Annotated in this window: 13 protein-coding genes; 11 read left to right on the top strand and 2 right to left on the bottom strand. The window is 58.5% G+C overall.

The features are described from left to right. The first annotated feature begins 11 nt into the window (after positions 1 to 11). The 10 genes from PQU89_RS04845 (at position 12) to PQU89_RS04800 (ending at position 10,973) form a co-directional block, all read left to right on the top strand. On the top strand, positions 12 to 578 hold the full coding sequence (locus PQU89_RS04845; RefSeq protein ID WP_272764863.1) for a phosphonate degradation HD-domain oxygenase: 567 nt from the start codon (positions 12 to 14) through the stop codon (positions 576 to 578). Beyond that, entirely contained in the window at positions 575 to 1,708 is a 1,134-nt protein-coding gene (locus PQU89_RS04840) for a putative 2-aminoethylphosphonate ABC transporter ATP-binding protein (protein ID WP_272764862.1), read from the top strand. Before PQU89_RS04845 ends, PQU89_RS04840 begins: the two co-directional genes overlap by 4 nt. Further along, positions 1,705 to 3,402: a putative 2-aminoethylphosphonate ABC transporter permease subunit gene (locus PQU89_RS04835; protein ID WP_272764861.1), complete on the top strand. Its 1,698-nt coding sequence runs from the start codon at positions 1,705 to 1,707 to the stop codon at positions 3,400 to 3,402. Before PQU89_RS04840 ends, PQU89_RS04835 begins: the two co-directional genes overlap by 4 nt. Before the next feature lie 70 nt (positions 3,403 to 3,472). After that, positions 3,473 to 4,573 carry a 2-aminoethylphosphonate--pyruvate transaminase gene (locus PQU89_RS04830; RefSeq protein WP_272764860.1) on the top strand — a complete coding sequence of 367 codons (1,101 nt, stop codon included), beginning with the start codon at positions 3,473 to 3,475 and terminating at the stop codon, positions 4,571 to 4,573. Between the two features lie 11 nt (positions 4,574 to 4,584). Continuing rightward, entirely contained in the window at positions 4,585 to 5,400 is an 816-nt protein-coding gene (phnX, locus tag PQU89_RS04825) for a phosphonoacetaldehyde hydrolase (protein ID WP_272764859.1), read from the top strand. Then, positions 5,397 to 6,788, top strand: a complete 1,392-nt coding sequence (locus PQU89_RS04820) for an FAD-dependent oxidoreductase (RefSeq protein WP_272764858.1) — start codon at positions 5,397 to 5,399, stop codon at positions 6,786 to 6,788. Before phnX ends, PQU89_RS04820 begins: the two co-directional genes overlap by 4 nt. A gap of 5 nt (positions 6,789 to 6,793) precedes the next feature. Next, on the top strand, positions 6,794 to 6,997 hold the full coding sequence (locus tag PQU89_RS04815; RefSeq protein WP_272764857.1) for a hypothetical protein: 204 nt from the start codon (positions 6,794 to 6,796) through the stop codon (positions 6,995 to 6,997). 81 nt (positions 6,998 to 7,078) lie between these two features. Then, on the top strand, positions 7,079 to 8,092 hold the full coding sequence (locus PQU89_RS04810) for a transporter (RefSeq protein WP_272764856.1): 1,014 nt from the start codon (positions 7,079 to 7,081) through the stop codon (positions 8,090 to 8,092). Positions 8,093 to 8,646: 554 nt separating this feature from the next. After that, complete coding sequence (gene rsxC / locus PQU89_RS04805) at positions 8,647 to 10,035, top strand: electron transport complex subunit RsxC (protein ID WP_272764855.1); 1,389 nt, start codon at positions 8,647 to 8,649, stop codon at positions 10,033 to 10,035. Next, on the top strand, positions 10,032 to 10,973 hold the full coding sequence (locus PQU89_RS04800) for an RnfABCDGE type electron transport complex subunit D (protein WP_272764854.1): 942 nt from the start codon (positions 10,032 to 10,034) through the stop codon (positions 10,971 to 10,973). The genes rsxC and PQU89_RS04800 overlap by 4 nt, the downstream gene beginning before the upstream one ends. A 60-nt stretch (positions 10,974 to 11,033) precedes the next feature. On the opposite strand, the gene PQU89_RS04795 is transcribed toward PQU89_RS04800, so the two are convergent. Then, on the bottom strand, positions 11,034 to 12,239 hold the full coding sequence (locus tag PQU89_RS04795; protein WP_272764853.1) for an MFS transporter: 1,206 nt from the start codon (positions 12,237 to 12,239) through the stop codon (positions 11,034 to 11,036). Positions 12,240 to 12,639: 400 nt separating this feature from the next. Here PQU89_RS04795 and PQU89_RS04790 point away from each other — a divergent pair, with 400 nt between their 5' ends. Next, the gene (locus tag PQU89_RS04790; RefSeq protein WP_272764852.1) at positions 12,640 to 12,921 is read left to right on the top strand and encodes a hypothetical protein; all 282 of its coding nucleotides are present in this window, start codon (positions 12,640 to 12,642) and stop codon (positions 12,919 to 12,921) included. 75 nt (positions 12,922 to 12,996) lie between these two features. Here the strand turns inward: PQU89_RS04790 and PQU89_RS04785 are convergent, their stop codons facing one another. Next, the gene (locus PQU89_RS04785) at positions 12,997 to 13,482 is read right to left on the bottom strand and encodes a VOC family protein (RefSeq protein WP_272764851.1); all 486 of its coding nucleotides are present in this window, start codon (positions 13,480 to 13,482) and stop codon (positions 12,997 to 12,999) included. Positions 13,483 to 13,636 lie beyond the last annotated feature (154 nt).

Raw genomic sequence — 13,636 nt, 5'->3', positions numbered from 1 at the left:
GGAGCCTGCCCGTGATTTATCCAGCATTTCATACCCTGGACGACCTGTTTACGCAGCTGGCCACCCAGGGTCACTCCCTTTACGGTGGAGAAGCCGTCAGTCAGCTGGAGCACGCTCTACAAAGTGCACTGGCTGCCGAGCAGGCGGGCGCAAGCGATGCCTTGATCACAGCCGCGCTATTACATGATGTTGGCCACATTGTCACCGGTCAGCGCGATGACGACATTACCAATGGACTGGACGATCACCACGAAGCGGTAGCCGTTCAGGTTCTTGGTACGCTGTTTGACGATGAAGTACTGATGCCGATTGCCCTGCACGTTGCAGCCAAACGCTATTTGTGCGCCACCCGCCGCGATTACCTCACCAGCCTGTCGAACGCCTCCCGCCAGTCGCTGGTACTGCAAGGTGGTCCGATGTCCGCCAGTGAAGTTCAGCGGTTTGCCTGCCGCCCACATGCCAATGCAGCAATTGCGCTACGGCATTACGACGATATTGCCAAGACCCCCGCCCTGCCGACACCACCACTACAGCATTACCAGGCCATTGCGGCCAACGTTCTGAAAGCCCTCTCATGAAGCTAGACCCTGCTTTTCTCCTGCACAAGCCGCAACCAGGCAGTAGCGCCCACCAAGCCCGGCCATACCTTCAGCTTGCCGGCATCAGCAAGCGCTTTGGCCAGCAAACCGTACTGGATGCACTGGACCTGACCGTACACAAGGGGGAATTTGTCTGTTTGCTGGGACCTTCCGGCTGTGGCAAGACCACACTGCTACGCCAGATTGCCGGCCTGGATCTCCCGGATGCCGGCACCATTCAGGTGGATGCTCGCGACATCACTCTGCTACCACCGGCTAAGCGCGATTACGGCATCGTGTTCCAGTCTTATGCTCTCTTTCCGAATTTGAATGTGGCAGACAACATTGCCTATGGCCTTCGCGGCCGACGTGAAGACAAGCACCGTCGTGTCAGTGAACTGCTAGCCCTGATCAACTTGGATGGTATTGCCGACAAATTCCCCGCCCAACTGTCTGGCGGGCAACAGCAGCGCGTGGCACTTGCACGGGCACTGGCGACTTCTCCAGGCCTGTTATTGCTGGATGAGCCGCTTTCCGCACTGGATGCACGCGTGCGTGAGCACCTGCGCCGCGAGATCCGCGCCTTGCAGCAAAAGCTTGGCATTACCACCATCATGGTGACACACGACCAGGAAGAGGCCCTCACCATGGCTGACCGCGTGGTGGTGATGAATGGGGGTCGCATCGAACAGAGCGGCAGCCCGTTCGATGTCTATCGCGAGCCCGCCAGCCGCTTTGTTGCCAGTTTTGTCGGCCAGGGGAACTGGTTGCCAGCCATCACCCGCGATAGCAGTAGCGTGCAGCTGGGCGAACATGTTCTGCCGCTGTCACCACCGCACGGCCTGGAAACAGGACAAACCGCCACCCTGTTCGTCCGACCCGAAGACATCATGCTTCACCCCCAGTGGCCAGCCACGCCGGATGCCGTCCTGGCAGAAATCCACAAACTGGAGCTGCTGGGACCGGTATACCGCATCAGTCTACATGTGCCCGCCTGGGGAGCAGTCAACCTGCAGGCCGACCTCACTCACGCACAACTGACCCAACTGGATGTCAGCCCGCAACACCGGGTACCGGTATCGCTCAACTTGGCGCGTTGCCGAGTGTTTAGCGGCAAGGACGCAGCATGATCAGCCTGAAACGCGAACGCCGCATCGCCAGCGGCATGGATGAAAAACTGGGAGGCCTGCTGCTTTGGCTATTGCTGACCTTGCTGGTAGTGGCAGTGGTGCTACCGCTGGCAGCCATACTGGGCAAAGCGCTGACTGACAGTGATGGTCGCTTTGCCGGCCTGACACAGATCAGCCATACGCTGGCTCAGCCAGGTTTGCTGCGCGCGACAAGTGGCAGCGTACAGGTGGCGATAGCCAGCACACTATTGGTCGTGCCGCTGGCTTACGGCTATGCCGCAGCGCTGACACGTGTCGCACTACCACTCCGCGGCCTGTTCCGCCTGCTGGCGCTGCTGCCATTGCTGGCCCCCTCGCTGTTGCCCGGCATTTCTCTAGTTTATCTGTTTGGCAATCAGGGCTTACTGAAGACGTGGTTCCCGGATGGCAGCATCTATGGTTTTGCTGGCATCGTACTGGGTGAGGCGTTCTATACCTTTCCGCATGCTTTGATGATTTTACTCACCGCACTGGCTGTAGGTGATGCCCGGCTATATGAGGCTGCGCGCACCATGGGTGCCGGCCGCTTGCGCCAGTTTCTCACCATTACTCTGCCAGCCACACGGTACGGCGTGGTATCTGCGGCACTGGTCGTCTTTACACTAACCATCACGGACTTTGGGGTCGCCAAGGTGATTGGTGGCCAGTATCCGGTACTGGCCGTTGAAGCCTACAAACAGGTGATTGGCCAGCAGAACTTCCCGCAAGGTGCAGTCATCGGTCTGCTGTTGCTGTTGCCGGCCATGCTGTCTTTCATGCTGGATCGCAAGTTACAGCGCCGTCAGCAAACACTGGTTTCCGCTAGGGCGCAGCCCCTGCAGATGGTGCATAGCTGGCCTGTGCGCCTGGTTGCACTGTCATTCTGCAGCGTGGTGGGCGGTGCCCTGCTGCTACTGTTGGGTACAGCCATCGCCGCCGCCTTTATCCAGCTATGGCCCTACCAGCTGCAATTCACCTTGACGCACTTCGACTTTGACAGCGTCGATGGCGGTGGTTGGCTAGCATTTGGCAACAGTCTGAAAATGGCTCTGGGAACGGCTCTGCTCGGTACCTGTGTAGTTTTTCTGGGCGCGTGGAGTAGTTGCAAACTGCGCTCCATTCCAACGGGTGGTCAGTTGCTACACGCCATCGCCATGCTGCCGATGGCAGTGCCCGGCTTGGTGCTGGGTTTGGGTTACATCTTTTTCTTCAACAGCGACGGCAATCCACTGCATGGTCTGTACGGCAGCCTGAGCATACTGGTGCTGTGCTCGGTGGCTCACTTCTACACCACTGCCCACATGACCGCCCGGACTGCGCTGGCCCAACTGGACCCGGATTTTGAGCCCGTAGCCGCCTCGCTGAAAGTACCGCTTTGGACGACGTTATGGCGTGTCACCCTGCCCGCCTGCCTACCAGCGGTACTGGAAATCGCCCGTTATTTCTTTGTGTCAGCCATGACAACCGTGTCGGCGGTGATCTTTCTCTACACCCCGGACACCGTGCTTGCCGCGGTAGCAGTGCTGAACATGGATGACGCGGGTGACACCGCGGCAGCGGCGGCCATGGCGACCTTGATCGTGGCCAGTTCCGCGACCGTTTGCTTGCTGTTCGCGCTGCTGTCGCACTGGCTGCTGGCACAAAGCCAACGCTGGCGCCAACCAAACAAACACTAATTCCTACCCTGCCGGGCCGTACGCCCGGTTTATTTGAATCTCCAAAGACATCTAGATAACTGGAATTATCATGCGAGAACCAATTCTGCTTACTCCCGGCCCACTCACCACGGCACTAGCCACCAAAGCCGCCATGCTCACCGACTGGGGCTCCTGGGACAGTCGCTTTAATGAGCTGACCCGCAGTGTCTGCCATGATCTACTAACCATTGCCAATGGCCGCCACAGCCATGCCTGCATACCGCTGCAAGGCTCTGGAACCTATGCAGTAGAAGCGGCGATTGCCAACCTGGTGCCGCGTACCGGCAAACTGCTGGTGCTGGTCAATGGCGCCTACGGCAAGCGCATGGCCCAAATCGCACAGTATCTGGACCGCGACTACAGCGTCTATGAAACGGCAGACGATACTCCTCCCTCTGCCGACACCTTGGCCATGCTGCTGCAAGATGATCCGACGATCAGCCACGTTGGTCTCATCCACTGCGAGACCAGCACCGGCATACTCAACCCGCTAGCCGACATCGCCGCCGTGGTGCACGCCACTGGCCGGAAGTTAATCGTCGATGCCATGTCCAGCTTCGGAGCACTGCCCATCGACGTGGCCGCGCTGCACATCGATGCGCTGATCGCCAGTAGCAACAAATGCCTGGAAGGCGTACCCGGCATGGGTTTCGTCATCGCTAATCAGGATAGCTTGCTGGCCAGCCGCGGCAATAGCCATTCGCTGGCGCTGGATCTGCTGGCACAGTACGAGTACATGCAGGCGACCGGCCAGTGGCGCTTCACTCCGCCCACCCATGTAGTAGCAGCGCTACGAGTCGCACTAGACCAATACCTGGCCGAAGGTGGCCAGTCGGCGCGCTTGGCCCGTTATGCGGCCAACGCCACTCTGCTGCAACAGCGGCTGGGTGAGGCGGGCCTGCTACTGTTCCTGCCCACCGAACTGCAAGCGCCCATCATCCTGACATTCCATGCCCCAGCCCACCTAGGCTATCAGTTCAAAGCCTTCTACGAGGCGGTGCGAGAACAGGGCTTTGTACTTTATCCGGGCAAGCTCACCAGCCAGGAAACCTTCCGCGTCGGCTGCATCGGCGCCATCGACAGCGCAGAGATCGAACAAGCCTGCCACACCATCACCACCACCATCCGCCAGCTTGGCTGGACACAGTAAGGAGTCACTACATGCAACGCTATCAACATCTGGAAGCCGTGATTTTCGATTGGGCCGGGACCGTGGTGGACTTCGGTTCGTTCGCCCCCACTCAAGTGCTGATCGACGTATTTGCCGAGATTGGCATCACAGTGAGCATGGCCGAGGCCCGCGTCCCCATGGGACTAGCCAAGTGGGATCACATCCAGGCGCTTGGCCGCTTGCCCGGCGTGGCAGAGCGCTGGCAAGCACGCTTTGGTCGTGCCATGAACGATACCGACGTGGATAGGCTGTATCAGCAGTTCATGCCGCTGCAGGTTGCCCGTGTGGGTGAATATTCGGCACCGATTCCAGGGGCCATTGATACCGTCAATCTGCTGCGGCAGCGTGGTCTCAAAATTGGTAGCTGCTCCGGTTACCCGCGCGTCGTCATGGACAGGCTGCTGCCATTGGCCGCAGCGGCAGGCTATGCACCAGACCACACTGTTGCCACCGATGATCTGGCGGCCGGTGGCCGGCCCGGCCCATGGATGGCGCTGGACAACGTAATTGAACTAGCAGTGAGCGATGTGCGCCACTGTGTGAAAGTAGACGACACTGCACCGGGCATTGCAGAAGGACTGCGTGCCGGCATGTGGACCGTAGGCCTGTCGGCCAGCGGCAATGCGGTCGGTCTGACGGCGGAGAAATGGTCGGCACTGTCACCCGCCCATCAGGCCGAATACCGAGCGCCCGCCGAAGCGCAGCTCACTACGGCAGGGGCGCACTACGTTGTCGATACCATTGCGGAGCTGCCAGCCGTCCTGATGCAGATCGAAGCTAGGCTAGCCGCAGGTGAACGTCCGTGAGTCAGAAACCCTACTGGTTGGCCGCAGCACTGGCAGTTGATGCCAACCCGCCACTGCCACCACTGCACGGGAAGCTTGCCGCCGATATCTGCATCATCGGCGGCGGTTTTACCGGCTTGTGGACCGCGATCATGTGCAAACAGGCGCGACCGGACTGGCATATCGTGGTGCTGGAAAAAGCCCGCTGCGGCAGTGGCGCCTCCGGTCGCAACGGTGGCTGCATGCTGACCTGGTCTACCAAGTACCTGTCACTACGGCGGCTGTACGGAGAAGCAGAGGCACTGCGGCTGGTGAGCGCGTCGGAGCAGGCGGTGTTCGACATCGCCGGCTTCTGCCAGCAACACGGTATTGATGCCGAGATCCGGCTGGGCGGCGCGCTCTATGCCGCCAGCAATCCAGCGCAGCGCGGCACACTGTCCAGTGTTCTGAGCGCACTGGACAAGGTTGGCCGCAATCGCTGGCAGCCGCTGGATACGGCCGCAACACAGGCGCTCGCCGGCAGTGCTCTGATGCATGATGGTGCCTACAGCGAAGCCGCCGGCAGCTTGCAGCCCGGCAAGCTGGTGCGCGGCCTGCTCCGCGTGGCGCGTACCCTGGGCGTGGAGGTCTATGAACATAGTGCCATGACCAGGCTGCAGGAAGACCGGCAAGTGTTCGTTCACACCGCGACCGGGCAAGTGCAAGCCGATCAAGTAGTACTGGCCCTGAATGCCGACATGGCAAGGCAATTTCCAGTCTTTGCCAACAGCGTGCTGTTGGTGTCATCCGACATGATCATTACCGAACCCCAACCGGACATCGTCGAACAACTGGGATTGGCCCGAGGCCAGGCTGTGTGTGACCTGCGCACGTTCGTCCACTACTGGCGTAGCACGCCCGATGGCCGATTGATGCTGGGCAAAGGCGGCAACCGCATTGCCTTTGGCAATCAGATGCATGCTTACTTTGATCGGCCAAGTGCCTATTGCGGCCAACTGCAGCAGGTGCTCGGCCGCTTCTTCCCAGCACTGTCCGCAGCACCTATCACACAGAGCTGGACGGGTGCCTCGGATCGCTCGGCAACGGGATTTCCGTTCTTTGGCAAGCTCCCAGGACATCAGCGCGTGCTTTATGGCTTTGGCTACTCCGGCAACGGCGTGGTGCAGTGCCATCTTGGCGGCAAGATTTTGTCATCCCTGTTATTGGAGCAAGACAATCCTTGGACGCGTAGCAGACTCGTGCAGGGGCCACTGGCTCAGTTCCCGCCAGAGCCGCTGCGCTGGGGCGGTGCCATGCTGGTTCGAGGTGCCATCCGTCGAGTGGAAAATGCCCAGGATCACCAGCGTACCCCGTACAAGCTGGACCAGAAATTAGCAGCACTGGCCAGCATGGCGGGCAAAGCCGATTGACCACCATGCAAAGCTATGCCGCAGCAGATCCCTGGCAACAGCAAATAAGCACCAAGCCAGACAACGCCCGCAACACCGAAGGCAGCTCCATTACTACTTTTGAACCTGTAATAAAGACTTCAATTTCTGATGGCAGAATGTGCGCGCTGTATCTCCTCTCTGTCTTTGTTGCGTCTGGCCCGCTTTGGCGGGCTTTTTTTATTCTGTAATGCACAGGCTGTACTTTGAGTACCGGCAAGCCGGTCCTTGACCGTCACTCCTGCAACTGTTGCGCCAATAAAGTCATCGCTATGAACCTGAATACCCGGCAAGCAAGCTATGGAGCGGATGAAATTGGGTTGATCTGCGGGTTTCACTTCGACGTACGCCAGACTGGCAGAGAAATCGACTCTGGCTCAGTTGTAAACTGGTTGCAGCAGGATCAACGACAGGGTTTCCTGTGGCTGCATTTCAATCTTGCCCACGCCCCCTGTGAACGCTGGATGCGCACTCACCTAGCGCTGCCTGATGACTTCTTCAACATGCTACGCGATGGCTCCAGTTCGACGCGCATCGAACATATCGATCATGCGCTGCTGGCAGTAATCAATGATGTCGCATTCAATTTCAATCTAGTCTCGACCGATGTCTCCAGCATGCTGGTTTACGTCCACCAGCAGATTTTGATTACCGCACGAGCCAAGCCACTACGTTCTGTTGATCAACTACGCGCCGCAGTCAAACGAGGCGAGCAGTTTCATTCGTCTCTGGCATTGCTGGTACACCTGTTACAGGATCAGGCCGATATCCTCAGCCGCATCGTGCGAAACACTACCGGGGAGATCGATGACATCGAGGACAAGCTGCTGGCCCAACGTGGACATGACAACCGTGCTGAACTGGCCTCTATGCGCCGCACCCTGGTGCGTTTGCAACGCCTGCTAGCTCCGGAGCCAAGCGCCCTGTTTCGGCTGCTGAACCGCCCACCGGACTGGCTGCAAGAACAAGATGTTCAGGACCTACGGGAATCAACAGAAGAGTTTTCGCTGGTCCTGAATGACCTCACCTCCTTGGTCGAGCGCATCAAGCTACTGCAGGAAGAACTAGCCGCCCAACTAAACGAACAGACCAACAAGACCCTGTTCACCCTGACGATGGTGACGGTGCTTGCACTACCGATCAACATTGTGGCCGGCTTCTTCGGGATGAATGTGGGCGGTATTCCGCTAGCGGATCACCCACATGGCTTCTGGGTACTGGTTGCTTTTGTCGCCGGCTTCACCGGGCTCGCAGGTACTTGGGCTTTCAGAGGAAAACGCAACTGACTTTACGCTGTCCACCTTTTAGGTGAACTATTCCTGGGCTGTTAGGCAACTTATGGTCAGCCACGTCCCCTGTGGCGAAGAGGTGGTCTGCCCCACCCTAGGTGGTCATACAGATAAAGCGGCTTAAATGCCGATAGCTGCTGAAGCTGCGGTAAGTAGCTTAATGACAGCTAAGGCCAACCTACCGCCTCATCAATGTGTGCAGAGGCAGATCGTCGACCAAAGCGGTCAAGAGATTCACGTCACCTCTTCGACAGGCACCTGTAAGTAAGCGGTCTTTTCCCTTTGTCCACTTGGGTTCGGACAGACCAGTCGGGAACATCAGAGGCAAACTGCTGTGGCTCCAATGGGCTAGTTAGGCTCATTTACACAAAGACTTAGCACCCGCTTCTTGTTGCGGTTTCCCTACATTGTTAGATGACATTGAATTGAAATTTATTTCAACAATGATAACGATTTGTATTTGAATTGTTGTTAAGACTAGAATCGGCACTCCACAAAATGCTCGCTTGCTTAGGCTCGGGAGCAAACTCAACCTGCCATGATGACTAGCCATGCTGCTTGCCACCCCACTCCGGTTTGCCCGGGGTATGCTTCCCGCCAACTGGCACCAGTTATCATCCTTTTTCAGCCGTAGTACCGCGAATACAGCCTGGCGTGGCGGAATCAAACTGGTCGGGCACAAGCAACTGTCCAATCAACTTCCCATCCGTACGCTGCCGCTTGCCGATCAGGTTGTGGCGGTACCGCTGCAGCATGGCCGTAGCCTTGCAGAGCCTTGCGTCCGCATCGGGCAGCGAGTGCTCAAGGGGGAAGTGATTGGACACGGGGGCACAGCGATCGTCTGGGCGCACGCCTCCACTTCCGGCACCGTGGTCGCAATCGATGCCTGTCACCCTGCCGATGGTGACCAGCCCCTGCCTGCCGTTCACATTGCGGCAGATGGACAAGAGCGTTGGGCGCCACCTCGTTTTCCCCCTCACCCCCTCACGGTGCCTGCCCTGGCCGAGTTCGCGCTGCAAATGGGATTGGTTGGCCTGGGTGGCGCGGGTTTCCCCACCGGGATAAAACTGGCCGGCACGGCGCATCCTCTCGACATGCTGTTGATCAACGGTGCCGAATGCGAGCCGTTTCTCACCTGTGATGACCGGCTGATGCAAGAGCGTGCCGCCGACATCGTGGCTGCTGCCGCGCTATTGGCCAAGGTGTACGGCATCACTCAAGTGCGTATCGGCATTGAGCCCAACAAACCGCAGGCGATGACCGCCTTGCAGCAAGCTTTAGTCAGCACCGATCGTCGTATCGAAGTCCATGCCCTGCCACTACGATACCCGGCCGGCGGCCAACCCTTGCTGGTAAAAAGCCTAACTGGCCGCACACTGGCCCCTGGCCGGTTACCGGCAGAGGTCGGCGTCCTCGTTCTCAATGTCGCGACGGTGTATGCATTGGGGCGTGCACTACTGCACGGCGAGCCGCTAGTCAGCCGCATCGTTACCCTGAGTGGCGCGGTAACAAGCCCGGGCAATATTGAAGTGCCCATCGGGCTTCCAATTTCTACCCTGTTGGCTGCAGCACAGCCCCATGGCACCGGTGACATTCAGGTTGGCGGTCCGATGATGGGGCGAGTGCTGGCCAATTCTGCCGCGGTGGTCAGCAAAACCACGAGCGGTCTGCTGGCCCGCTCCGAGTCCCTATTTCCTCCCCGTGCCGCGACACGTCCCTGCATCCGTTGTAACCGCTGTGTTGACGTCTGCCCGATGGCGCTACGGCCACTACAGTTGCTAAGCGCCTACGAACAAGAAAACCGTGCGTTGCTGCAGCAGGAAAAACTGACAGCTTGTATCGAATGTGGTGCCTGCAGCCAAGTATGTCCAAGCAGCCTGCCGTTACGTGACAGTTTTCGCCACGCCAAGCGCACTATTTGGTTAGGGGTACGGGCATGAAACTGCAGCCGAAGACCGTACCGGGCATCATGCTTGCCGTGGTGATCGCGCTGATTCCTGGCACGTTGTTGCATGCCTGGCAATTTGGCCCGGTAGTCTGGTTGCAGACTGCTTGGTGCGTCCTGTTTGCATTGCTTGTGGAGGCCATCTGCCTACGCGTGCGTGGACAATCGCTTTCTCACGGGCTAGGCGACATGAGCTGGTTGCTCTGTGGCTGCTTGATGTCACGCGCGCTCCCCTTGCTGGTGCCAGCATGGCTGATGTTGCTGGCAACCGTGGTTGCGCTCGGACTGGTCAAGCATGGCAGCGGCGGACTGGGAAAGAATCGCCTGAATCCGGTGATGGCGGGGCTGGGCGTTGTTGCGATCTGCTTCTTCCAGTTTCTGTATCCGGCACCGAATTTTCATAGCCCGTGGAGTGCCTATCTTGATTTCTCGGCGGTGTTGCAGCAACAACTGCAGATCGTACCGCCGCTGCAGTTGGATGCACTTAGCAGTGCGACGCCCCTGGCCACGGAATTACTCGACGCACCTGCTCCCTACCTCTCTTGGGCAGGTTATTTGGCAGGCGGAGTGATTCTGGGGCTGTTGCGTGTCAGCCGACTGGAAATCCCGTTGGCCATGATGGGCAGTTCGGTACTGCTTTGCATGCTGGCAGGCCATACGCTCCCGGAAAGCCTGCACAGCCTGACCCTTGGCGGTTACCTGTTTGCCGCCTTCTTTATCGCCACGGATCCGGTTACCAGCCCGGATTGCCGGCTGGGCCGTATCTTCTTTGGTGTCCTGATCGGGATGATCACTGAGCTAGTCCGCGAGTTTGGTCTTTACGCTGATGGACTGTGCTTTGCGGTACTGGCGGCCAACCTGCTGGTGCCACAGCTCAATCAATGGGCAAGATATCTCAACCCGCCAGGGCGCGGGTGGCAGGCACCCTCATAAAACCTTAGGTCTTCCGGTGCTCCTGGAACTGCCACGATGTTCCAACTAACCTAGAGTGGTTCAGGACGTCATTCGAGCCTGGGTTGACCGCCGGGCTTTCAGTACGAGACCGCCCAATGCCAGTACAGAAAAGCCAGCTCCTGTATAGAAAGTGAATGAGGCTCCCAAGTTGTCCCATAGGAGACCGGCGACCACACTGGCCGCCAGCATGGCGAGGCCAGCAATGAAATTGAAGAAGCCGTAGGCGGTGCCGCGGAGATCTGAAGGCGCTGTATTAGCCACCATGGTGGCAAGCAAGCCTTGAGTCATCCCCATGTGGATGCCCCACAAGGCGACACCAAGGACGACGTTCAACCAATGATCGTTGATGGCCAATACCAAATCGGCCGCAATCAGCACGACCAACCCTAGCGACAAGAGCATCGAGTGGCTCATGCTATCCGACAGCCGGCCAAACGGATACGCGGAAACCGCGTACACCAGATTCATCGCTACCATCACCAGTGGTATCAGGGCAACCGGGATGCCCCCCTGTTGCGCTCGTAGCACTAGAAATGCTTCGCTAAATCTTGCCAGCGTAAACACAGCACCGATTCCGACTACCCACCAGTAATCGCCATTCAAACGACTTAGGCTCTCTTTACGAACCGGGACAGTACGTTTCTTGCCGAGGTGCGGCTTTGGTTCGTGCACTCCGAACAGCAATAGTGCCACCGCAAGTAGTCCGGGAATGACGGCGACCCAGAATACGGCACGGAAATCATTAGCCCATAGCAGCATCAGCCCAACCGCCAGCAGCGGACCGAGGAAGGCCCCGACCGTATCCAGCGACTGGCGAAGCCCAAACGCTGCCCCCCTCATCGATGGTGGTGCAATATCCGCCACCAACGCATCCCGTGGCGCTCCACGTATGCCCTTGCCAACTCGGTCCAGCAATCGAGCTGTGAGTATGATTTCGGTTGCTGAAGCGATCGCAAAGAGTGGCTTGGTCAGAGCGCCCAGGGTGTAACCACATACGGCGAGTGCTTTACGCTTGCCCAGATAGTCACTAAGTGCGCCAGAGAAAAACTTGATGATCAGCGCAGTGGATTCGGCCAGACCTTCTATCAGTCCCACCATGAAGACACTGACGCCCAATGTTCCCACCATGAATAGGGGCAGCAGGCTATGGATCATTTCAGAGGAGACATCCATCAGCATGCTAACGAAGCCGAGTATCCAGATGCCGGCAGGCATTTGCCTGAATGTTGACGAGGTTTGGGGCATCAGATGAACCGCTCCTAATTGTTCAGTGTGTCCTCAATTTCTACCTGCACGATGACTGGTCTATCTGGGCCGGTTGAGTAGTCTTGGTTTTGTCGTTGAGTTGATTTAGTCACGTTATCCACGCATTACCTTCTCAAATTGGTAGTGGTGATAGCTGCTTAGCCCTCCGTTATCCTGATCTTCCTGGCGGAGGGCCTCCCCACATACCTCGCACGCTGGATAGCCCCGCACCAGTGACACCGGCCCTCATGGACGATGAAGGTGTCGTGATTGCATTGATACCAGCGCACGATGTTTTCAGTGGTAGCGAGGACGAAGCTCATGACGCCCCCTCAATACATTGACAATGGAATTATATTACCATGTCACATACAGCAAAAACGAAGGCTCAGGACGAGTTATGAGAAGTATCAAGTTATGGATTGTGCTGCTGGTCATGCTGATGGCGCCGCCGCCGGTTCATGCGAAGAAAGCGATGTCAGATGAGCAGATCAAGCAGGCCATCATTCAGGAGTCGATCGACAGCTACTATGGCAATTGCCCCTGTCCATACAACACGACAAGCAATGGCCGTTCATGTGGCAGAAGGAGCGCTTACAGCCGACCCGGTGGAGAATCCCCGCTTTGCTATGCCAGCGATGTGACGAAGGAGATGGTTCGGGACTTCAAGGCAAGGCAGTGATGAGCATGCAAATCACCTCGCCGAGTGGCCGGGTGATTTGCATGCTGGCGCCGACCTTGCGGCCAACATTGTCGGCTAGCGGCCCAGCCGCGCCGCCTCTATCGCGGCGATGTCGATCCGCGTCATGTCCATCATCGCCTCGAAGGCGCGCTTGGCAGCTGCCGGGTCTGGGTCGGTCACCGCCGCGATCAGCGCGCGCGGGGTGATCTGCCAGGACAGGCCCCAGCGGTCGCGGCACCAACCGCAGGCGCTTTCCTGGCCGCCGTTGTCGATGATCGCGTGCCACAGGCGGTCGGTTTCGGCCTGGTCGTCGGTAGCAATCTGGAACGAGAATGCCTCGCTGTGCTGCATGCCTGGGCCGCCATTCAGGCCTAGGCAGGGGATGCCGGCCACGGTGAACTCCACCATCAGCACGTCGCCCTGCTTGCCGGCGGGGTAGTCGCCCGGCGCATGGTGCACGGCGCCGATGGCGCTGTCGGGGACGGTGCGGGCATAGAAACTGGCGGCGTCCAAGGCGTCGCCGTCGTACCACAGGCAGATCGTATTCTTGCTGAGCATCATGGTTCTCCCGGGGGGCTGCGGCGCGTGCCGACTGCTTAAAGCGTAGACCTTGCCGGCGCCGGCGGGAGCCTGGAAGAGCGTTGACAGCCAGCGGGGCGACAATGCCGGCATCAACCCCTTTCAGGGGCCAGAGGCCGGTGTCCATCGAAAAAGC

The sequence above is a fragment of the Vogesella indigofera genome (genome assembly GCF_028548395.1).
In the GTDB taxonomy this organism is placed as follows: Bacteria; Pseudomonadota; Gammaproteobacteria; order Burkholderiales; family Chromobacteriaceae; genus Vogesella; species Vogesella indigofera_A.
This window is presented reverse-complemented; position numbering and strand designations above follow the sequence as displayed.

Bases quoted from the DNA above. Each gene is read 5' to 3' on its own strand.
- PQU89_RS04840 (WP_272764862.1), top strand. From the start codon at position 575: ATGAAGCTAGACCCTGCTTTTCTCCTGCACAAGCCGCAACCAGGCAGT.
- PQU89_RS04835 (WP_272764861.1), top strand. From the start codon at position 1,705: ATGATCAGCCTGAAACGCGAACGCCGCATCGCCAGCGGCATGGATGAA.
- PQU89_RS04830 (WP_272764860.1), top strand. From the start codon at position 3,473: ATGCGAGAACCAATTCTGCTTACTCCCGGCCCACTCACCACGGCACTA.
- phnX (WP_272764859.1), top strand. From the start codon at position 4,585: ATGCAACGCTATCAACATCTGGAAGCCGTGATTTTCGATTGGGCCGGG.
- PQU89_RS04815 (WP_272764857.1), top strand. From the start codon at position 6,794: ATGCAAAGCTATGCCGCAGCAGATCCCTGGCAACAGCAAATAAGCACC.
- PQU89_RS04810 (WP_272764856.1), top strand. From the start codon at position 7,079: ATGAACCTGAATACCCGGCAAGCAAGCTATGGAGCGGATGAAATTGGG.
- rsxC (WP_272764855.1), top strand. From the start codon at position 8,647: ATGCTGCTTGCCACCCCACTCCGGTTTGCCCGGGGTATGCTTCCCGCC.
- PQU89_RS04800 (WP_272764854.1), top strand. From the start codon at position 10,032: ATGAAACTGCAGCCGAAGACCGTACCGGGCATCATGCTTGCCGTGGTG.
- PQU89_RS04795 (WP_272764853.1), bottom strand. From the start codon at position 12,239: ATGCCCCAAACCTCGTCAACATTCAGGCAAATGCCTGCCGGCATCTGG.
- PQU89_RS04790 (WP_272764852.1), top strand. From the start codon at position 12,640: ATGAGAAGTATCAAGTTATGGATTGTGCTGCTGGTCATGCTGATGGCG.
- PQU89_RS04785 (WP_272764851.1), bottom strand. From the start codon at position 13,482: ATGATGCTCAGCAAGAATACGATCTGCCTGTGGTACGACGGCGACGCC.